8 protein-coding genes are annotated in these 22,952 nt (G+C 46.5%); 3 read left to right on the top strand and 5 right to left on the bottom strand.

Features of this window, described 5'->3' with window-relative positions; translation table 11 throughout:
* Positions 1-6,837 (bottom strand): N,N-dimethylformamidase beta subunit family domain-containing protein (locus tag FEM33_RS21815; protein ID WP_161597210.1); only part of this gene is annotated, 6,837 nt, incomplete at its 3' end.
* A gap of 969 nt (positions 6,838-7,806) precedes the next feature.
* Positions 7,807-8,019, bottom strand: a complete 213-nt coding sequence (locus tag FEM33_RS26925) for a sigma 54-interacting transcriptional regulator (protein ID WP_201747823.1) — start codon at positions 8,017-8,019, stop codon at positions 7,807-7,809.
* 389 nt (positions 8,020-8,408) lie between these two features.
* On the opposite strand from FEM33_RS26925, the gene FEM33_RS21825 reads away from it, so the two are divergent.
* Together FEM33_RS21825 and FEM33_RS21830 are read left to right on the top strand one after the other, a co-directional pair.
* Positions 8,409-11,513 carry a SusC/RagA family TonB-linked outer membrane protein gene (locus FEM33_RS21825; protein WP_229214356.1) on the top strand — a complete coding sequence of 1,035 codons (3,105 nt, stop codon included), beginning with the start codon at positions 8,409-8,411 and terminating at the stop codon, positions 11,511-11,513.
* Between the two features lie 37 nt (positions 11,514-11,550).
* Positions 11,551-13,224 carry a RagB/SusD family nutrient uptake outer membrane protein gene (locus FEM33_RS21830; protein ID WP_201747824.1) on the top strand — a complete coding sequence of 558 codons (1,674 nt, stop codon included), beginning with the start codon at positions 11,551-11,553 and terminating at the stop codon, positions 13,222-13,224.
* 776 nt (positions 13,225-14,000) lie between these two features.
* On the opposite strand, the gene FEM33_RS21840 is transcribed toward FEM33_RS21830, so the two are convergent.
* Positions 14,001-14,603 (bottom strand): outer membrane beta-barrel protein, encoded by a 603-nt coding sequence (locus FEM33_RS21840; RefSeq protein WP_161597211.1) that lies wholly within the window; start codon positions 14,601-14,603, stop codon positions 14,001-14,003.
* Between the two features lie 303 nt (positions 14,604-14,906).
* Between FEM33_RS21840 and FEM33_RS27115 the strand changes: the two genes are divergently transcribed.
* Positions 14,907-15,146, top strand: coding sequence for a PLD nuclease N-terminal domain-containing protein (locus tag FEM33_RS27115; RefSeq protein WP_139014094.1), 240 nt, complete (start codon positions 14,907-14,909; stop codon positions 15,144-15,146).
* Positions 15,147-15,555: 409 nt separating this feature from the next.
* Here the strand turns inward: FEM33_RS27115 and FEM33_RS21850 are convergent, their stop codons facing one another.
* Together FEM33_RS21850 and FEM33_RS21855 are read right to left on the bottom strand one after the other, a co-directional pair.
* Complete coding sequence (locus FEM33_RS21850) at positions 15,556-19,413, bottom strand: ELWxxDGT repeat protein (RefSeq protein ID WP_139014095.1); 3,858 nt, start codon at positions 19,411-19,413, stop codon at positions 15,556-15,558.
* 110 nt (positions 19,414-19,523) lie between these two features.
* Entirely contained in the window at positions 19,524-22,538 is a 3,015-nt protein-coding gene (locus FEM33_RS21855; protein WP_139014096.1) for a CBM96 family carbohydrate-binding protein, read from the bottom strand.
* Positions 22,539-22,952 lie beyond the last annotated feature (414 nt).

Raw genomic sequence — 22,952 nt, forward strand, 5'->3', positions numbered from 1 at the left:
GTATTTATCAGCAATAAACGCCCTGTTACCGGATGCCGTGTAAGCAGAACCCCCGACGTTGATGCGGGTTGTTGTTGCCGGAGAATTTACAGTAACTGTAATCGTTTCACTATCCGACAGACTTGGCGAGCCGTTGTCAGCGACTTTGACTGTAAAGCTGAAAGTACCCGTGGCAGTTGGTTTCCAGCTGAATGCTCCGGAAGTTGCATTGATTGTAGCACCGCTCGGGGCGTTAGTCAAAGAGAACGTTCTGGTTTGTCCGGCATCCGGATCGGTTGCAGTAGCCGTGAAAGTCAGTGTCTGGCCAAGTGTAACGGTTTTATTGCCGATTGTTGCCAGAACAGGAGCCGAATTAGCCGGTGTATTTACAGTAACTGTAATCGTTTCGCTATCCGACAGACTGGGCGAACCGTTATCCGTAACCGTAACCGTAAAGCTGAAAGTACCTGCAGAAGCCGGCTTCCAGCTGAAAGCGCCGGAATTCATATCAATCGTAGCGCCGGATCCATTTCCGGATAAAGAGAACGTTCTGGTTTGTCCGGCATCCGGATCGGTTGCAGTAGCCGTGAAAGTCAGTGTCTGGCCAAGTGTAACGGTTTTATTGCCGATTGTTGCCAGAACAGGAGCCGAATTAGCCGGTGTATTTACAGTAACTGTAATCGTTTCACTATCCGACAGACTGGGCGAACCGTCATCCGTAACCGTAACCGTAAAGCTGAAAGTACCTGCAGAAGCCGGCTTCCAGCTGAAAGCGCCGGTAGATGCATTGATTGTAGCACCGCTCGGTGCGTTACTCAGCGAGAACGTTTTGGTTTGCCCGTCATCAGGATCGGATGCGTTGGCAGTGAAAGTCAGCGTCTGGCCAAGGGTGATGGTTTTGTTGCCGATGGTTGCCAGGACCGGTTTGGAATTGGCCGGATTGACCGTGATTGTATAACTGGCATTTTCCGAGCAATTGCCTTTCGTTGCCGTTATGGTTATGCCCATGTTGGTGCCTGCCGTAGCCGGAGTGCCGCTGATCAGCCCTGTTGAGGAATTGATAGAAAGTCCTGAAGGTAAGCCGGTAGCCGTAAAAGTATAACCTGAAAGATTCGTGTTGATATCCTGGCTGTACGGATCACCAACCCTGGCAGCCGGCAAAGCAGTTCCGCTGGCAGGAGTAAATACCACTGCCGGACAAGAAGGTGCTGAACAACTGATGCTTACACTGATGAGAACGGGTGTGATTGCAGGGTTTGTTGTTGACAGGTCAGCGCGGTACTGGATATAGCGCGATGTTCCGCCAACGTTACTGCCGCTGGAAGCAATCGGGGTAAATTCAGTCCATGAATCGTCGGTCGTATTGGAAGAATTGCCTTGTCGCTGGAAAAGCTTTATGTCCGTACCTGAAGGGAGATTTGCCGCCCAGTTGGCTATCTGCCATGTTTTGTCCGTACCGCCGTCATATACGCGGGAGGTAAAACTTCCTTCCGAAGCATAAGGGCTTATGCGTGCCCAATCCAGTTTGACAGACGATGAATTTAATACATAATCACTTGCTCCGAATCGCATAGGCGTAGTAACGGCAATCGAACTGCTGTGAACTATGTCGTTATCAACATAGAAGTCGACTCCATTAAGTTTCCAAACGATCTTGTAACGGTGTGCCGAACCTAAATAACTTCCGAGTAGAGTGATGTCCTCCGTGGTACTCGGATTAATAGCTACTCTCGCCTGTAAAGAATTATTGCTACTACCCGTTCCAAACATTATCCAGGGTGTACTATTAAACATATCGGAATTGTTTCCTGCACCAAAACCTATGCTCTGGTAGGTTTCTGCTTCGAAAGTTGCGACGAATTCTACAGATGTGCCCGGTGAAAAAGTGGCAGAAACCGGTTCCGTATTGAAGCGGGCGCCATTTATTGCCATCTGGCCTCCAGAATTCGTGCTGGAACCACCTGATGGCCACGGATAACTCTGCCACTCGCTTGTTGGCGGCAGGACGGTGAACTCTTCATTAACTGCAGGTTTTAAAATAACCCCGTCGCTCGTAACGTAAGTGTTGTTACCCGTCGTTCCGGCGTTGAAATTACTTGCTGACACATCTTCAAAGCAGTTGGCAGCCGGTGTGGTAAAGCTTAAAGCGGCAGCAGACGTGGCGGGCATAACGGTGCTGTTGCCGGCAGCATCCGCTGAAACTACTCTGAAATAATAGGTCGTTCCGGCAGTGAGGCCGCTGAATGTAACGGTATGGCTGGTAACCAAGTCTGCATCGGAAGCATTTTGGTTGAGCTGCCCGGAAGCAGTGCCGTAATTTACTCTTGAATCCGAGGCTTCATTGGTTGTCCACTTTATAGTGGCAGTACCTGCGCCTGCCTGGGTAATTGTGATTCCGGAAATCTGCGGTCCGGCCTCGTCCGTGTCATATGTTGCAATGTAATTACCGCTGCTAGCCGGAAAGAATGCGTACTGAATGCCTTTGATGGTTTCCGTTGTATAAGTTACTGCACTTCCGTTTACGGTAAGGCCGGCTAATTTTTTTTCATCGGCATTGACTGGAAGCATTGCACGTAAATTAGTCGATCCATTCGCGGCTGTAACACTGAAATTCAGCTTGTTGTTGGTCCACGACATGGCTCCGAATGAAGAGTTGTTGCGGCCGTCCAGCCATGTCAGCATTTGCTTTGCAGAAATTACGGGAATCTGTCTCTGCTGTGCCGCGGCCACAATCACATCCGAGCCGTTACTGCTGTTCCCTCCGTTTACATCCGTATGCATATTGGCCGTAAATACACCGTAATAGCCTTTACTGCCCGTTGCATTATCCAGCAGCTTGTTGATATGCGTGGAATAAGTAATGCCCGATTCGTCTGTCAGTTGCGTGGTGGCCTGATAAACGTCAATCAGCGTGCCGTCCAGATCGGCGAAGCGCATCGGCATACCGGAACCGGTGAACATGCCGGGGCGGTTATTTACCCAGGCTTCCGGCCAGTAATAGTAATTTGCATCCAGCCGGATGCCGTTTTCCAGTTCAACAATGGGGTTGGATGCCCAGTCGCTCCATGTAATGCAGTGATTGCGGTTTGTCGCAGGCTTGGCAAGGCTGGGAAATTCCTGTGCAAGAGCCGGTAACTGTGAATTGAAATTGCTCCTTAAAGTGGCGGGTGTAAAATTGCCACAGTTTGTGTTCAGGTGAAGGCTGATTTCAAAACCCTGTGCCTGAAACGCGGCCGCTTGTGCATCCGTTATCGGTGTATTCGGATAAATGTAGGAAGTCGCTCTTACTGCTGTCCAGTTATCAACTGCCGACTGGTTGTTGGAAGCACTTTTACTGATGTAATCATTGAACCTGCCAATGGTGCCGCCGCTTCCGTGATCATCGCCTGTCATGATAACGGCCGCTTTCAGTCCGCGTGGCAAATACCAGAAACGGGGCAACGGTTTTTTATGCATGTTGTTCAGCAAAATGATGTTGGCCAGCAATCGCTGCTGTTCATCGGCTTGCGGAATTTCAATCTTGCTGAAATCAACCCAGTTTGGATAAAACAGATCATCGGAACGGATCGGATCTATTTGGCCATCCCGCTTTTGTCCTGCCCAGGCCGGATTTCCCTGGCGCGTGTAAACAATTGATTTTGCAAGGTCATAAGTAAATGCAATGGCTTTTCCGCCGTTTGTGCCCACATTCCGCGTAGTAACCGCTGGATTATTTGTTGCCGTAGCGGCATCTGAATACAAGTTGGCAAGACTCGTTGCGCCGTTCAGCGTGTACAGATTTGCCGTTCCGTGAAACTGGATCGTTTCATTGACAATCCCTGCACCCGGTCCGCTTGGGTTTATTTTCAAATACTTGTCCGACAATGATCCGCTTGCAGGTGTAATGCCGAACAATGAAGCCAACTGGGAAGCGGGTTTGAACGCAATCAGCGTGCCGCCTGCATTTGTCCAGTTTGTAAGCGTAGTAACATTGGCAGCCGAAAGCGCAATTTCTCCCAGTATAATCACATCGTAACTGTTGATCAGCGTTGGAGTTTGTGTTATGTCGGAAATGTCTCTGGCAGCAAATGCATTAAAACCTTCGGCTCTTAGAATTTCTGCCGGATAACTGCTGAAAGGATTGTCTGTTGAACTGATGACCAGAATAGGCCCGCCGGGACCGTCCGCAGGTGAAGGCGGCGGCGTACTTTGAGTTGTAAATGTGGAAGTAAAATTGCTTGCCAATGCATTGCCTGCGACATCTTTGACACGCGGATCCGTACTTCCGCCTTTTACCTCAATGGTATAGCTTGACGAGTAAACCAGGGCAGTATTCGGATTGAGCGTAGCCGTAAAAGTAGCCGCATTATAGGTCACGGCAGCCGGTATCACCGTGCCTGCACGCAGCAACCTGATCGTAGCGGAGGAAATGGTACTTTCATTTACTGCTTCATTGAAAGTCACCGTAATATTGGCCTGTGCATTTATCCCGGCAGCATTTGCAGCTGGCGAAACCGAAGCGACGGAAGGCGGCGTTTCATCTTCTGCATCATCATCAAACACGACATCCACAAAATAATTGCTTGATTGGTAATTATCCGTAGGGAAAGCCGGTGTGGCGGAATATTTGTAAACACCATTGTTGCCGTCTTCGTTATCGGCCAGTCCTCTCAAAGGGCCTCTTACTTTTGCCGAGGTAAAATACGGATTAACAGCGGAGTAATAACCGGAGCTGCTATGATAGGAAATGACATAAGTAGTATTTGCTGCAATGGCTACGGGCGAAGTGAAATTTGCCTGCTGCCATCCGGAAGCCGTTTCATCCTGAAAAACTACTTCTGCCAGTTTTACCCCGGCATTGCTGTACAGTTGCCCGGTATGTGTTCCGGTGTTTCCGGCCTGTTTGTAAAACCGCACGCCTGTAATATTGCCGGCTGTCGCAGAACGGAATTTCATTCCCAGCTGAATGGCCTGATTGCCATCATTAAAAAGATTATTGGACGGCACATCCGTTGGCTGGAAAACCGTGCACGGACAAGGCTGCGCAGCCGGAGCCGTAATGGTTACGTTGACGGTATTGACCGCGCTCAGGTTTCCCGAATCATCAAAGGCCCGGCTCCGGATGGTGGCACTTCCCTGCGTGCTGGGTATCCATGAAAAATTCCAGCTGGTGGTACCGGTTGCAAGCCGCCATGTTTTGCCTTCATCTGTAGAAACTTCAATTCCTGCAACGGTATTGGCATCCGAAGCGGTTCCTGAAATGTTCACTGAAGTGCCGCTCGGAATATTCGCGCCATTGGACGGAGAAGTAACGGTAAGGGTAGGAGCGGTGAAGTCCGTGGAAGCAGTGGCTGCAACAAGATCCGACTGGCGGGTGGCAGGCTGCACACCCATATCTGCAAACAGGTTTACGGTTGCCTGCTGCATGGCCCTGTTTACCGGGGCATTGCCTCTGTCGTGTTCCTGATCCAGGCCCCAGGACCATTGTACCGTTCCAGCTCCAAACACAAGCGCGCCGCTGCTATGCTTGTACAAGGTGAGGTAATGCGTTTTGCCATTCAGTACGGTTTTTGACAAAAGGATCCTTCCGGCCGGATAAGTGGAGCGGTAGTCTTCCTGTTCCGGGTTCCATTCGTAGCCAAGGGTATTCTGGGTTAAAGTATGGGAGCCGCTCTGCAGGGAAGCCACGGCTGTATTGCGCCAGAAACGCAGGTTTTTATAATCGGCCGGTACCTGAATGGTGCCGGTGGTTCCGTCCCAGCTAACCTGTCCGCTAAGTTCATTTTCAGGGTCGCAACCGTCATGTCCGGAAATATCGCATCCGCTGCGCCATAATCCGGTCCATACCGGGCTTGGGTCACATTTGCCGTTGCACTGGTTTTCTCCCAGGCGTCCTTCTTTATAGCATACAAGTGTGCGGTAAGTGTCAGGGGTATTGGCAATACTGTTTTCCCAGCGGGTTTTCCAGTAAACTTCATTGCCGCTGAAAAAAGCAAGATGTATGCCCGAATTGCGCGCTGCTGTTACGTTGTCACGCATGCCTTTTGACCAGTATTCATCATGGCCTACAGACATGAAAACCTTATGGTTTTTTATAAGCCCGCCCCGGCGTTCACTATCTGCATTGGTCGTGTAAGTCATGTCATAACCATTCTTTTCCAGAAAACGGATCATTGGATATTCGGAATTGAACAGCCAGTCTTCCTCCGGGCCTCCGCCTCCGCCGCCTGCACGCGTCAGGAACGGACGATTATAACTTACTTTGGATGCTTTGCCAATGCCATTGACACCTGCGTACAAGCTTCTGCCATTATTATTGTCACCGTATACATTGTATGCCTGCCAGGTGGCATCGGAAGTTTGAAAAAGTAAATCGGAATGGCTGTCGTCGTCCCTTACAACAAAGGCAATATGGCTGGCGCCTTGTGTATCTTTTCTGGTTAATTTGGCAATATAAATGCCTGAAACTGCATTGTCCGGAATTACCCATTGTGCGGACTCTGCCCAGTTGCCGCAGTCCACGAGGCCCGTTGCCGCATCAGTCATGCATGTCGGCTGGGGTGAAGCTGTGGTTTTGTCAAAACCGGCTATAAACCGGGCGCCGTTTCCTTGGTAATAGCCAAGCCTGTAAATATCGATTCTATAACCAACGGCTTCCGTTTTAATCTTAAAACGGGCTGTTTGCCCTTTGTTATAGCTGATATCCGTTGCAAATCCCTGAATACTGAGATCGCCGGCTCCGGTAATATCCCATTGACTTGCGGGATTGCCGGTCTGGGCATTTTCAATAACAATAGCATTGCTCTGGGCGACTACCTCCGGAAACCGCAGCATGCTGATCAATAATAAACTAATAGCGAGATGTATTAATCTTGACATATTAATTAATTGATAAGTGGAACATTGAACAGTTAATTGATAGAATTACTATTTGAAAAAGAACGCGTAAAAAGTCAGCATTCCTGATCGGCCGGGAGCTGACAAGCAGGAAAAGTATAAATGGTCAATAAAAGAAGACTGGCCTGAGAATCAGGTCATTTGAAAGCACTATAGAAAATTAACGGTACAGCACAAAGACTTAATACCTACTGACAATATGTAAGTCCGGATTAATTTTTAAGTGAAAGGATCGATTTACGTGTTAATAAATGATGCTGATGAAGAAGAATCATCTTTCATCAAAAATAGAATTAAATATTTAAAACTTGCCACAATAAAGTAATAAAAAATATCAAAATTTTTATGTAGAACAAGTTATAGCTCAATTGTCAAATAATATTAGCTGCTCATTATGAGTGCGTTATTTACTTGCCTATAATATAAATTAGCAAATGCTTGAAAAGGGTCTTTTATAAAGTAAATAAATGTCTTATGACTATATACGTTTCTGAAATTGGTATCAATCCGTAGTAGCATTACTTCTGATCATGACAGGATTGATTAATTATAATGAATTGACAGTTCCCCTGCGTTCAAACACTCATCTGCGCGGCGGATCGCCACAGTTAAGGTCCGGATTTTCTTGCCGTTTAAAAGCTGATTGGTTCCGGCCGTTTGTTCTTCTTTCCGCTTTGATTTAGGGAAACTTGGCTGTGACAGCTGCGGCTTATACAGAAATAAGTGCCAGATGGTTTGCAAACTATAATAAAGAACATCAGGCTCTACTCGTAACGGGTGATCCGGCAAGTGGTTGGTCTTGCTTTTATTTTGCGAACCCTCAGGAATTGAAAATGGTTGCCGGCCGCAAGATATCCTGTGATGGTATGCGTCATTATTTGAAACCTTTTCCTGTAAATCTGCTTATGGATTGTCCAACAAGATCCAGAAATTTATTCTCAGTATTTTAATTCATTTACCGCAGTAAATGTCCATTTCGAGCCAATACTGTTTTATATTAACTAATAAAACATAGAACAAACGTACCGATAATGCACCGCGCGCCAGCAGCTCTTTACCCGTACCCGATTCGCCGCTGATCAGCACACTACTATCTGTTGGGGCTACCTGCCGAATTTCGCTCAAAACTTTTTTACATTGTTTTACTCTGGCTGATAATATCATCCGGGTTTCTGAACTGTTTGATCTCTTCTTTCAGGTATACATTTTCCGTTTGTAACCGGTCCTTAAGCTTCTCTAATTCTATCAGCGTCTTGTTTAGCTCGAAAGTTCGTTCGGAAACCAGTTGTTTCAATTTCTGCCTGAGTGTGGCCAAGGGTAATTGGCTGTGTTACTACTCAAAGTTTGAGTGCCTTTTTATAAGTATTTCCAAAGTAATATCACTACTACCGTCGTCAAAGTTACCGCGGAGCCGATTTCAGGTTGTGAAAATTCACCTTTAGACACATTAAAAATATTCCATGAAATAATAGTGTTTTTTTTGTAAGGGTGTCGGCGTACTAAATCGTCAATTAGCAATCAAGAACTGTTAAATGGTAATCAATTAAACGCGTATGAAAAAAAACTTTACAACGGTTGGTCTGCGCTTCATGCGCGGGATCATGGTAGGTGTATTTTACTCAACTCTCGCGGTGCCTGCTTTTGCAATCGGAAAGCCGGAGTTGCCGGTTTCGGTCATTATTGACAAAACAGTAACTGGTAAAATCACCGCAGCCGAAGACAATATGCCAGTGCCCGGCGTGTCTGTTGTACTTAAAGGTAGCAGCAGCGGAACAAACACAGATGTTGACGGTGCTTTCAAGATCGATGTTCCCGACAATGGTGCGGTTCTCGTGTTTTCCGCAGTAGGCTTTATAACACAGGAAGTGGCCGTGGGAGCAAAAAGCGTTATCGAAGTTGTGCTGGCCAGCGATCTGAAAACCTTGGGAGAAGTGGTGGTTGTGGGTTATGGTACCCAGAAAAAGAGCCAGACCACTGGCGCGATTTCTTCGGTAGGTGCCAAGGAAATCAACGAAATGCCGATTACCAATCTGGGCCAGGCGTTGCAAGGCCGCGCCGCCGGGGTGGACGTAACGCAGGCAGGATCGAAACCAGGCAGTGTGCCCAAGATCCTGGTCCGCGGACGGAGATCTTTTAATGCAGGAAATGATCCGTTATATGTAGTAGATGGAATTCCATTATCGGCGGGATATGAAGACATGAACCCGAACGATATCCAGTCGATGGAAGTTTTGAAAGATGCAACGGCAACGGCGATCTATGGTGCAAGAGGTGCAAATGGGGTAATCATTGTGAGTACCAAAAGAGGCGCCGTTAATGGGAAAACCACAGTTAACTATGATGGTTATGTAGGTGTTTCAAAGGCATTGGATAAAATCGAATTGTTTAATGGCACTGAATTTGCGGAATTTGTACGTGAAGCATACCGGGCAACAGGTGGCTACAAAAACGCTGCCGGCCAGGATGTTCCAACCGGTACTATTGACGCAGCCGCTGATGCAAAGGTAGCGGTACTGGGCGGTGACCCCAATGTTGCAAAGGGGATTGCAGAAGGCACAAATACCGACTGGCAAGACCTAATCCTGAAAAATGGAATTATGACAAACCACTCATTGGGTGTACAGGGTGGTAATGAAAAGACGCAATTCTATATTTCCGCAGGTTATTTCAAAGATAAAGGTATTGTGGAGGGTCTTGATTTCACAAGAATGTCCCTTCGTGCCAATATTGATCACCATATCAATAGCTGGTTAAAAGTAGGTTTATCATCCTATTCGATGTACAGCATCAGGAATGGTGAAAGCCTCAATACGTACGGAATGACCATCAATCAAAACCCATTGGGCAGACCTTACGACGATAATGGAAATCTGATCTTTTCACCAACAAACGATGCGTTGCTGACCAATCCGCTGGCAGAGATAGTACCGGGCGCCCAGGTCGATCAGATCAAACGTTACCGTATTTTTAACAGCCTTTTTGCAGAATTTAAAATTCTGGAAGGTTTGAAATATCGCATCAACTTCGGGCCTGACCTTACCATTACGCGAGGCGGCCGGTTTATCGGTTCGAGAACCAATGCACGGAAATTCGGGGATGCACAAGCAGCTACTGCCAGCGGTTTCGGCTTCAACTATACGCTGGAAAACATTCTGAACTACAACAAAACTTTCTCAGCCAAGCATAACCTGAATGTAACATTGCTTCACTCCATCCAAAGGGATGATTTTGAAGGGTATTCAACCAACGTACAAGGCGTTCCGGCTGAAACACAATCTTTCTTTGGCTTGGGAGCGGCAACGTCCATCCTCGGTGTAGGAAGTACCTTGACGGAATGGACGATCAACTCCTACATGGCGCGCGTCAACTACGATTTCAATGACAAATACCTGCTGACTATGACGCTCCGTCGTGACGGTTCAAGCCGGTTCGGAGAAAATAGCAAATATGGTAATTTTCCTGGAATAGCACTCGGCTGGAACCTGAGCAATGAGCCATTCCTGAAATCTGTCACCTGGCTGGATCTGTTGAAATTGCGTGTTGGATGGGGTAAAGTGGGTAACCAGGGTGTATCTCCTTACCAAACGCAGGGATTGCTGGGCAGAACAGCATATGCATGGGGAGCAACTCCTGCTTACGGATACCGGCCCATTACCATTGGAAATCCGGATTTGAAATGGGAATCTTCTTCGACGTCGAACATCGGTGTTGATTTTAGCTTCCTGAGCGGAAGGATCCAGGGTTCTCTGGAATTTTATGAGACACATACCAAAGACCTGCTGCTTTCCGATCAGCTACCTGGCTCTACCGGCTTCAATGCTGTAACCCGCAACGTGGGAGAAACGCGTAACCGCGGTATCGAACTTGGATTTACGACCATTAACGTCGATGCAGCATCAAGCTTTAAATGGACTACTGATTTTCAGTTTACCAAAAACACAGAAGCGATCCTTTCATTATATAATGGTAAGGTTGATGACGTAGGAAACGGCTGGTTTATCGGACGTCCTTTGAGTACCGTATATAACTACCGGAAAGTAGGTATCTGGCAAACCAATGAAGCGGATGCTGCAAAATCATATGCGTCGGAAGTAGGACAGATCAAGATCAAGGATATTAATGGCGACGGCATGATCAATGCGGACGACCGGGAGATCATTGGCTCGGATGTTCCTGATTTCAGCGCAGGTATTACCAACCGTTTCGCATTCAAAGGATTTGACCTTTCGTTCTTTTTCTTTGCACGTGTAGGCGCTTTGATCCGCAGTACTTTCCACAATGATAACAATGCTTTGGCAGGTCGTTACCAGCAGATTAAAGTAGATTACTGGACACCCAATAATCCCACCAACGAATTCCCAAGACCGAAGAGCAACCAGGAATTCCCTGTTTACGGAAGTACACTGACCTATTTTGACGGAACATTTGTCAAGCTTCGTAACATCAACTTAGGATATACTTTCACGCCGGCCATGGCGAAAAAAATGGGGATGGAATCACTTAGACTGTATTCCAGCATTCAGCAGCCATTTATCTGGTCGGAGTACCGTACCAAATACAATGGTGTGGATCCTGAGTCGACAGGGTTGGCCGCCGGTGGTACCGGTATCACACCTGCGACAATGGTGATCACATTTGGTTTGAATGTAAAATTCTAACAAGGGCTTGGTCAAAAGCTTTTAAACATTGATGAAAATGAAGATTGGAAAAATAAATAAAAGAATTGTGGCAATGGGTTTTATGGCCCTGCTATTGGCTGGACAATCCTGTAAGGACACCCTGGATGAGGAGATTGTTTCAGGGATCGGTAATGCTTATATGGATACGCCAAAAGGTTTTGAGGATGCTGTAAAATCAGCTTACTCATCGCTTAGGTTCTATTATGGTACCCAGCAGGGACTTACCATGAGCGAGTTCGGAACAGATATTTACGCAACAGGTGCCGATGGCGGTTACAAAGGTTTTCACTTTTATGACGGCCAGCTGAACCCGACTGTAGATTACCTGGCAACAACCTGGGACGAACTTTATAAAGGGATCAATACAGCCAATGCGGTAATTGAACGCGCGCCGAATGTGGCAGGTTTGGCCGACGCCACCAAAAAGCTGCGTATCGCGGAAGCCAAATTCGTACGTGCGCATTTATACTACATCCTGCACCAGCAGTTCGGCGGTGTGGATCTTCGCCTGACCGAAACTTTGATCCCGACAAAAGAAACAAAGAGAGCGACCGATGCTGAAATGTACGCAGCGATCATCAAGGACCTTGATGAAGCGATTCTGGATCTCGAACCCATAGCACAAGCTGCTGATTATGGCAGGGCTACAAGACCTGCTGCAGAAACATTGCTTGCAAAAGTTTATCTCGCAAAAGCCTATTCACCGGCAAAAGCTGCCGACGATTTTACAAAAGCGGCTGCATTGTGCACAAACGTGACCACCTTGTATGGTTACAAGCTGCTGGATGATTTCGCAAGTGTTTTTGATGAAAATAACCAGACAAACAGCGAGGTCGTTTTTGCAATCCAATACACAGCGGATCCATTGACCAACGGACTGGGGAACAGCCTTCACCTTTATTTCGGCATGCAATATGATGTGCAGCCAGGTATGAAGAGGGATGTGTTTTACGGACGTCCGTTCAAAAGGCTGAGACCTACCGAATATTTGCTGAACACGATTTTCAAGGACCGCGTAAACGATTCCCGCTACAAGAAATCATTCCGCGATACCTGGAAGTCTAACAATCCCGGAACTTACAATGCGGCATCTTTTGATGATTCAAAGGCCAAAGTAACGTTTGCTGCCGGTGACACGGCGATTTTCATTCCGGGATACGAAATGACTGTTGCCGAGCGTGCCAAAAAACCATATCAGGTATTGGTGCCAAGCCGCTATTCAGAAGCGCTGTTTCCGACATTGCAGAAATTCTTTGATACAAAACGCCCTGACCTTATTTACGAGGCTGGTAGCCGCGATTACTTTGCATTCCGTTTGGCGGATGTGTACCTGATGCTTGCAGAGGCGCTGGTTCAGACCGGTAAAACCGCAGATGCTGCAACTGCCCTGAATGTAGTACGTTTCAGAGCTGGCTGGCCGGGCAAGAAGGAGGCAATGTTGCTTCCTGCTGCAAGCGTAACGATGGAAACTGTGATCGAGGAACGCGCAAGAGAGCTTGCAGGTGAGCAAACCCGCTGGCTTGATTTGAAACGTTGGGGACTGCTGGTTGAACGTGTGAAAAAATACAATCCTCAGGCAGCCAATATTCAGGAGTTCCACACATTGCGCCCGATCCCTCAGACACAAATTGACAGAAGCGCAAAAACGACGGATGGTAAATCAGTGTTCCCGCAAAATCCTGGTTATTAATTGGTAAAGAAGGATATCTCTTTCTATCCAGTTTGGAATTGCAAATAGTTTAAAGAAAAGCAGGAAAGTCCCTAAATCAGAGACTTTCCTGCTTTTGTAACAATTTAACCAGGCTTGAAACCTGAACCTAACACACGATATTATATATACCCCTGTATTAAGCAAGTGCAGAGATTTTTAAAGGCAATATCCTTTTCGGCAACTGCGCTGGCGATAACCTAACTGGCAGGTTTAGGATACAAAGGCATTCAGCTCCGCGCCAATACATTTGCACCTTACCGGACCAAAGTCTCCGAACTGAAAGATGCATTGGTGAAAAACGACCTGACCCTCGCGATGTTTTCGAGCGGAAATGTGAAGATGGATCCAGCCAAATTTGAAAGTATCGTGGATTTGCATGTGGCACATGCACGTTTCGTAAAGGCATTGGGGGGCAATTGCAGCGAGCATGAGCAAAATAATGCATAGCAAGGATAAAGCGTCATGGCCGGCCAAATGCGGAGTAGCCTGGGAAGCGTCAGCCGATCCGGCTAAGGTGTCGGCTATACCTGCAATTGTTACTAGCAGCGTATTTCCCGCAGTGTAGGTTTACATCCTGGAAGGTTGCTGAGCTGGTATAAAAGTTTGACAAATCCTGATCATAAAAATGTTGCGGCCAAAATGATCTGCAATGACCATAGCAACGTGTTGAGCACCTTTAATTTTCTGAAACCGGCTTATTCCAAAACGCTACAAAACATCCGTTTTATAAAAGACGCAAGCTTCCAATATTAAATTTACAATTTGAACATTAGCTGCATATTAAACCCTGGTTGATAGGTGTGCGAATCAATGCCGGAGGGCGGAATTGCATAACCGAAAGTTGGCTGACCAATAAGAGAAAAATGCGGAGCAAAATGGTAAATTACACCAGCCCCTACTGTCGGTAAAAGTCTTGAAATATCACCTTTACCGAATTTAAAGATGAGCGTACCAAAGTCCTTAGTAGTTATACGACTGGTGCTGGCGAAATTCCATAACGCACCTGCTGAAAAGTAAGGCGACAACTTTCTTTCAGATGTTTGAAAATTGACCATAACAGGAATGGCAAAATTATGTGACCGGCTACTCGAATTAGAGTTTTTAGACCTGGATTGACTAAACCATAATCCCGTTGATGCGGACCATTTTTTGGAAAATGAATACCTTCCGTTCAAACCGACCCAATAACCCTTTGATGAAGACTTCGATGTCCATACTCCACCTGGATTTGGGTCAAAACCGCTATCAACAGGTAATTGTACCGTGGTTTTATTATGTGCATAAAACGGAGCTAACGTAGCAGAAAAAGAAAATTTACTCTGGCAGAATCCAGTTGAGCAGGAAAGTAAGATTTCCATCAGTATAAAGAAGGTCATCAATATTGATCTCATTATCTTCTTTATTTAAAGGTTTAGTATAACTGGTAATTTATCAGGCAATATATTGTAAAAATAGCTAAATAAATAGTAATATATTCAGCAAGTGCAACAGGTTGCACTTGCTGATGGAGCAGTAAGTCAGGACAAAAGTTAGTGCTATGCTTTCGGATTGAATTTAGGGGCATGTATTTTGCTTATAACTGCTCCAAATGGCTCTAAATAAAAGCATTGCGCGATGGGAATAACTTTATATATTTGAAATAGTTACTTAAAGAAACGTACATGAGCAATCCATTTGCAGTGATCTTTGGGCTAGGTAATCAGGAGTTGTTCCTTATATCTTGCTTTATTTTGTTTTTTGCTTTTGTAATTTGGGCTATTATTGATCTGATGTCTAATAGTGACTATTCGGATTTAGCAAAATTAATTTGGATGGCGGCAATTCTCTTCCTTCCAGTATTTGGGACGCTATTTTACCTCTATTACGGAAGATCAAAAAAGCACTTGTCTAAAAATAGTTGATAATTGTTTAAAAATATCTGTTTCTTGTTAATAGATGATATCATAACTACTATTTTATTAGTTATAGCAAAGTTGTCTCAAATGACCATCTCAAATTTCTGTGTCGCTTGTCTTCAATTTTACTGATTTAGTGAGACGAGTTATAAAGGTTTGCAAGCTAGAAATCTCTTCAAAAATTCGGTGGTTTAAGATCGTATAAATATTATTACTAAATGACAATGAAATGCTGCCTAGCAGGCATATAGAAGGGCTTTTAGTTCAGCTAACTTAGCTGATTAGGGGTAATAATGTAATTTAATACTACTTAAATTTTAAAATATTAGAATATACTTGGCTCTTTATATGAAAGCCGTCCATAATTCAATATGAACGGCTTTCCTTTTGAGAGTTTATAATCTTTGCAATCCGCTTATTGCGTCACCAGCAATTTAATAACTTCCGTTGCCGCTGCTGATTGTATTTTTAGTAAATAAATTCCTGAGTTTAAGGACAACCCTGAAATATCCACTTCTGCTTTCTGGCCAGCAGTTGCTTTCTGGGCTGCTACAAGTTGATAGCTTTGTCCTGAACTGTTTAACAAGTCAAATGAGATGTCTTCACTATGCTTGCTGGATACCTGCACGCTAAACTGCTTTCTTACAGGGTTGGGGTAAACCGATGAGGGCTCCGGTTCTGCTTCCGAGCTTAGGCTGATTTCTTCTTGATTCAGCCTTGTATTGCTGGTCACAACAGGCGAAGTCTGAACGATCAGCTGGGGCGGGTTGGAGCTGCTCTCCTTGCTGTTAAAAACAACTCTTGTATTCCGGTTATTCGGATCAGCCAATAGCAGACTCACCAGAGTTTCACCGGATTGCTGCTGTGCTTTTACATAACTGGTCACATCAATCTCGTAATATTTGTAAGCATCATTGACGGCAACATAGCCCAGTGAAGCCGTGGATGCAGTAGGAGCATTATTTTTGACAATGCCGTTTTCAGCCCAGGTATCATTGTTAACACCATATGCATGTACCGAAATGCTTTTGGTGTTTTCATGGTTATGCCCATAAATACGTAGCTTGGCAGATGTAACAGCCGCAGCTGGCGGAAGCTGGAATCTCAGGTATGATGAACGCTTTGCCGAAAGATCACTGGCGTTGTTCTTGATGTCCAGCATGGTCACATCTCCAAAGTTTACATTGCTGTAAGTGCCGTCACGAATGTAAGAATCAGCAACAGGCTTCAAAGCATAGTTCGTCCTGATTACCTCAATGGCTGAAACCCTGGGCAGGTCTGCTGCACCGGTCAGAAAGTCGATGTTGAGCATACCGTCGGTAACATCAACAGTAACGATATGCGAAGCCGGACGCATGGCCCCGCCGGCAGCGACAAAGATGTCGTAATTGGTGAGTATGCGGCTTCCTTCCATGTTTACATGAAAGCGCCTGCTGCCTGCCCCGCCTTTTTTGCCCGGAGCGCCGAAGTAAGTTTCAGCGAAGTGAAGATATACATCTACCTTGCCGTTGGCAACCGGAATGTTGTAGCTGAATGAGGGCGAGCAGCGGGCTGTACGGTACAATACATCGTTGGTTGTATTCAGGATATCGCCACTTGCAATGGAACTTGTACGGTCAATGCCGGCATAGTACTGATCGGCGATGAACAGTTTTTTGGTGGCGGTCGTAAAAGCGGGCCCGCCTGCATTGATCCGGATAGTGGTGACTGCAGCAGGTACTGCTACATCCCGGTACTGGAACAGTTCGGCGCCATACATGCCGTTGTCAGCCGATATCAGAAGCTGGTTATTCAAGGTTCCGAGTTCATAAAATAAGGTAGAGCCATTCGGGGTCAAGTCATTGACCAGGCTGGTTGTCTGGGTTGCAAGATCCGTTTTCCAGATTTCACGGCCACTTTTTCCGTCGGAGGTAACGTAATACAGGGTGTTGCCGATGGCAGTCAAATACTCGAAGTATCCTTCGCTTCTCATGGAACCAAAGTTGGTAACCCTTTGCGTGCCTGCTGTGGTACCGTCGCTTTTCCATATTTCACCTTCTCCATCATGTGCAAAGTAAAACAGGCCATTGACCGCGATCATATTACCAAAACCAATTTCTTCTTCCCCGGGGAAAGATCGGATCGTAGCTACGGAGTAAGTGCCCTGGGCTGTACCATCGGATCTCCATAAATTCTCCTCAAAAACATCCTCCCGATCAGACTGGTCTCTGGCTCTGAAAAACACCAGATTGTTCACTGCTACAAGTTTGGTAAAGAAAAAAGCAGCATCGAGTTCTTTGATGACCGTTGTCCCTTGCGCTGTTCCATCGGTTTTAACCAGATAAAAATGACTACGGAGATTTTCATAATCAGTAGCGATGTAATAAATGAAATTACCGGCCACAGTAATTGTTTTGTACACGGAAGAGCCTGCGTTAACTGGCATATCTTTTACCAGCGTGGTCCCTTCCGGTGTACCGTCGCTTTTCCAAAGGCCGATGTTGTTGATGTTGTCGTATGCGCCAAAGTACAGGTGACCGTTGAAGATTACGGGTGAAAAAGTATCCGTAATCGGGAAGGTTCTGATCAGCTGTGTTCCGGCCGGGCTGCCGTCACTTTTCCAGAACTGCATGCTGCCGTCAGCGCTATGCACACCAAAAAACAATGTGCCGTTCAAACTGATGAGTCCCTGCAGCTCATAGGCTTTGGTGAAGTCCTTTACCTTGGTGGTCGTGGCCGCAGTTCCGCCTGTTTTCCATAAGCTATGCACCTGTGAGCCGCTGCCGGTAACAAAGAAAGCCGTTCCGTTTACGTTGGTAATCTTCTGGGGATTGGAGCCGTTTGCGCCGCTTAGTATGTCACTGACCAGCATGGTTCCAGCTGTGCTGCCATCGGTTTTCCAAAGCTCGCGGCCATTAATACCGTCATCGGCAGAAAAGTAGGAAACACCGTTAATCTGGGTGAAGCCAAGCGGCATGGATCCGGGTTTGGCAAAGTTAGTAACTGCACTGGTACCGCCGGTAACCATGGTGCTTTTGAAAAGCTCGGAGCCGGATTCCGGATTGCCATTAAAGTACAAAGTGCCATTGACATTCAGCAGCCGGGAAGCAGGCATGTCGGCCAGAACTGTGGTGCCATTGGCACTGCCGTCACTCTGCCACAGCTTTTCACCAGTGCCATCATTGGCAGTAAAGGCAGCCTTGTTGCCAACAGCAGCCAGCTCTTTGATGTCAGATCCCATGCTGCCCGGCCGGATGTCTTTAACCAGCATCGTTGTTGCGGCCGTACCGCCGCTTTTCCAAAGCTCCGGGCCATGCGTGCCGTCATCTGCCATAAAATAAAGCTCTCCATTCACCGGCCTCATACGGGAAGCATCCGATGAGCCTTGGCCCGGGTTAATGTCCTTAACGAGTACCGTGCCGGCCGTACTGCCATCCGTTTTCCAAAGCTCAGTTCCGGTGAGCTCATCATATGTAAGAAAGTAAAGGCTGTTTCCCACAGGGGTCGGGTTTACAAAGCCGCCTGGAAGTATTTTGACCAAAATCGCCGCGGACGTTTCGCTTGCCTTTAACAATCCAATGTTCTCATTAACAGAACCTGCGAAATAAACTTCATTGCCCAATGGCATGAGCGGCAAAGCGTAGCCAGAGGTTAAATTATCTTCAATGGCCATAGTACCTGCTTCTGTGCCATTTGACTTGTAAATCTTTGAGGTATAAGTATTACTGCTGATAAAAAACAACCTGCCGTTGGCATTAACCATTTGTTGAATCCATTCATCAGACGAATTATAGCGTTTGACCAATACCGTTCCCTGTGCTGTGCCAACTGTTTTCATCAACCCGGAAACACCGGGAAAGTATAAGGTGCCATTAATATTGGTAAGTACCGATAGCAATGAGCCGGAGGACTTGTAATTCATTTTTCCTATGGAAAAAGTCCCTGCGGGTGTACCATCGCTTCTCCAAAGATAGGCGGCTGATTCGTTATCCGGAAAGGCAACCAGATAAGCCAAACCATTTGAACTGACCAGGCGCTGGATATCGCCAAATCCTGTAAACTCTTTAATCAGGACAGTGCCCTTTGCCGTGCCATCACTTTTCCATAATCCTTTTTGCTGAAAGCCATCATCCGCAATCATGTAGATTGTATTTCCTGCCGCAACCGATTCGTAAATCCGGAATCCGTTAACAGATCCTGCCACATTGATGTCTTTCAGCAGCGTAAATTCCTGCGCCAGCAACGGCTGCATACGAATCAGGAATAAGGCTAAATACAGTACAATTCTTTTCATTGTTTGTTGGTTTGATGTTGAGTTAATTGTTCCGGTTTCATGTTAAATAAAGGTGTTAATTGGTAAAAGGTCCTGCTGGCTGCTTGTCTGGTTTTAAAGCATATCTTTACTTATTCTGCTACCAGTACTTTCAGCACTTCTGTTTCAAATTTCGAGCTTATTTTCAGCAGGTAAATACCCTTATCTAGCGTTAGTCCCGAGAGGTCTATATGCTTCTGTGCAGATGCTGTACTTTGCCCAGAAGCCTTGATCGGGTAAGATCTTCCGGACTGGCTGATCATCTGCATCGAAACGGGCCCTTCATGCTTTGGTGAAAGGGTCAGTGTAAACTGCTTTCTGACCGGATTGGGATACACAGCAGATTTGCCGGTCTGCCTATTCTCAGAAGTAATTTCTTCACTGGCAATCCGGGTTGTCTGCAGACTTGGCTTGGGAGCGGCATTGGTTGTGATCACCAGCTGCGGGGCATTGCCTGAGGGGTTTTCCTTGCTATGAAAGTCCAGTCTGATGTTTCTTACATTTGAGTTAAGATACCAGCTACTAAGGCCAAAACTTACAAAAGGATCATTTGCGACTTGTTCCTGCACAAAACCGGTTACATCTAACTCATAATACTTTGCTTCATTGTTAACACTTACGCCCGAGATCTGCGCAAATCGAAAAAAAGGAGCACTGATATAGTTGATCTCTGTTTCACTCCAGTTATCCCGGTCAACTCCATAAACGTACAGCCTGACCCCGGATGTATTTTCAGCATTGTATCCATAAATACGCAGCTTTGCAGAAGTAACCTGGCTGGCTTCCATTGATGGAAACTTCAGATAAGACCGGCGGCCCAATATGTTAGGGTTGTCATCTGTATCTTTGACTATCAGCAGGGGCGATGTGCCAAAATTTTCATTTGAATATTCCTGTATATAGGCATCCGCTACCGGAGATATCACCACCGTTCTGCGCGTGTACTCGGAACGGGGAATTACCTCGATGGCTGCAACAGTGGGCAGGTTGGCCGCGCCACTTGAAAAATCAATGTTCAGCTGCCCGTCTGAGACGGTCACCATAAACTCCTCTTCCACCGCAGTCAATGCACCTTGTGCTTTGGTGAAAATATCATAGTCGGTCAGCTTGCGGCTTGCTTCGATATCCACATGAAAAAGCCTTTGCCCGGGACCTGCATGCCTTCCGCCCGGAAGGCCAAACCAGATCTCGGCAAAATGCAGCACCACCACGTATTCGCCATTGACAACGGGTATGTTGTAGCCAAAAGATGCGGCACTCCGCTCGGAGCGGTAAAGCACATCCTCACTGGTATACCGGATGTCCTGATAGGGAATGGAATTGATCCGGTCGGTACCGGTATAGTATTGATCTGCGGTAAATACACGGCCATCCGAGCTGATGGAACGGTCCCCGCCTGCATTGATCCGGACCGTGGTAAGTTGATTGGCAGCTGTTACGGTAAGCTCCACAGCAAGGGTTGCACTGCGGTACCCGGCCGCAGCGGCTGTCACCGTGTCTGTGTAGCTGCCCGGCGTGAGACCTGTTGCATCCACACCGAAATTCAATGTCCCCAAACCAGGTTCAGGAAGCGTGAGCCAGGAGCTGTTTAAGGATTTTGTAAGTGTCGGCACAGGGGACCCGCTGCCTGATAGCAGGGTAGCCGGTTGTGTTGCCCCCACGGATCCTGCCACAGCTGAAAACCGGATTGTACCCGGTGTAAAGTTCAACCGCTTTCTGGCCGGCTCGGGTGCCAGCTTTACCAGCCAGATATCTCCCTCATAGAAATCAACCGGTTCGGATTTGTCCACACCAACCGGTGAAAGAGAAATGCCGCCGAGTATATGGCCGCCATCACGGGTCTGCTGCATGGAAACAAGTGCATCCGTTCCGGTCCCGCCTATGGTTTTATCCCAATGTCTGTTGCCATCCCGGTCTACTTTTATAATCCAGTAATCCTCTGAGTTGCGGGCATCTTCGCTCTTGTCCTTGCCCCTGCTGGCGCTGGATCGCCCTGCGATCAGATAGCCATTATCGCTGGTTAAGCTAAGTGCGTAAGCGGATGTGATAAAGCGCCCTCTGCCTTGATAAGTTTTGTACCAGATCTGGTTTCCGGTATGGTCAAGCTTCAAAAGGATAAAGGACGTGCTAGAAACATAACTTCTGAGCGTCAGCACATAGTCCCCTTCGGGCGTCTGCCGGATGCCAGTCGGGATTCGATCAGGTGTGTATTCAAGTACTTTGCTCCATTCCGTTGTTCCGTCTGGGGATACTTTAATGACGTTCGTTAGCGAAACTGTTTCTGTTGGCAAAAAGCGGTAAAAGGTATTGGCTATAATGTATCCGCCATCTTGTGTGACATCCATGGTAAAATCACCATCGCCTTCATTTGGATTTTTTGTTCCTGTTGTTTTATCCCATTCTATGATTCCTTCGGCATTCACTTTGACAAGCCAGATTCTGCCATTCAGATTACTTTCTGATTTATCCGCTCCGACCCCGGAGTCAGACAAACCAACAAGGATAAATCCTCCGTCAGCTGTGGACTTTGCCTCACGAAGATTGTCACTTCCGGTGCCGCCTATGGTCCTGTCCCAGAGTTTTGAGCCGTCTGCCGCAATTTTGATAATCCAGTAGTCACCATAGTGACCTCCATTCATTGCCTTGTCGTTCTCACTTTTGTCACCAGCCGCATTGGAGCGGGAAGTACCGGCCAGCAGATAGCCGCCATCCGGGGTTGGGATAATTTCAGCAAGTTCTTCAGTGTACTGAGCCACAAACGACTTCTCCCATTGCTTGGTCCCGGTAGCTGATAATTTAAATACCATGATACTGTGACCATCCTGATCGTTTAAAGATGCACCTGCAATATAACCATCATCCAGGGTCTGCTTTACTGTATTGAATTCGTAGTACTGCAGATCTTCGGAACTCACTGTTTTATCCCACTGGATGGCTGGCTGCGCGAGTATGCTGCCTGAAACAAAAAGAAGAGCACAAACCAGTCCTTGCATCACCAGACTGTTTTTGTTTAAACCAGGATTCGCCTTTGCCCTGTTGATACATGTTGTAAAATAAAGGCAGGCGACTTTCAGGTACGCACACCAGGCAGGTAAAAGAACACGCATAAAGTAGATTTGTTTTTAAAGTGAGTAGTTAATTGTTCATTATTGATGTTTTGGATACCGGGTGTACCAAGATTAAACTTGATTTACATCTAAGTTACACGGCGATCAAACTTACTGTAAGTATTTACAAAACAGCTGTTTTACTTACTTTCAAAATGATGCCAGTTAAATAACTGTTTGCTCAGGCAGCCGGGCTCATACATATAGAGATTTTACAAGGGTAATATTCTCAGAGATGGCCGTGAATAGTCTTTCTGATCATTAAGAGTAACAAGAATGGGAATTGTCCTGAAATCGAATGATTGTGCGGGTACCATTGAATACTCAAGACAACTGGAGTAGCGTAAATTATGCTTTTTACGTATCTTGTTACAGCTTCAGAGATAAGCTCATCAACCTATATTGGTACATATA

Source organism: Dyadobacter flavalbus (genome assembly GCF_006149045.1).
Classification (GTDB): domain Bacteria; phylum Bacteroidota; class Bacteroidia; order Cytophagales; family Spirosomataceae; genus Dyadobacter; species Dyadobacter flavalbus.

Bases quoted from the DNA above. Each gene is read 5' to 3' on its own strand.
- FEM33_RS26925 (WP_201747823.1), bottom strand. From the start codon at position 8,019: ATGATATTATCAGCCAGAGTAAAACAATGTAAAAAAGTTTTGAGCGAA.
- FEM33_RS21855 (WP_139014096.1), bottom strand. From the start codon at position 22,538: ATGCGTGTTCTTTTACCTGCCTGGTGTGCGTACCTGAAAGTCGCCTGC.
- FEM33_RS21825 (WP_229214356.1), top strand. From the start codon at position 8,409: ATGAAAAAAAACTTTACAACGGTTGGTCTGCGCTTCATGCGCGGGATC.
- FEM33_RS27115 (WP_139014094.1), top strand. From the start codon at position 14,907: ATGAGCAATCCATTTGCAGTGATCTTTGGGCTAGGTAATCAGGAGTTG.
- FEM33_RS21830 (WP_201747824.1), top strand. From the start codon at position 11,551: ATGAAGATTGGAAAAATAAATAAAAGAATTGTGGCAATGGGTTTTATG.
- FEM33_RS21840 (WP_161597211.1), bottom strand. From the start codon at position 14,603: ATGGAAATCTTACTTTCCTGCTCAACTGGATTCTGCCAGAGTAAATTT.
- FEM33_RS21850 (WP_139014095.1), bottom strand. From the start codon at position 19,413: ATGAAAAGAATTGTACTGTATTTAGCCTTATTCCTGATTCGTATGCAG.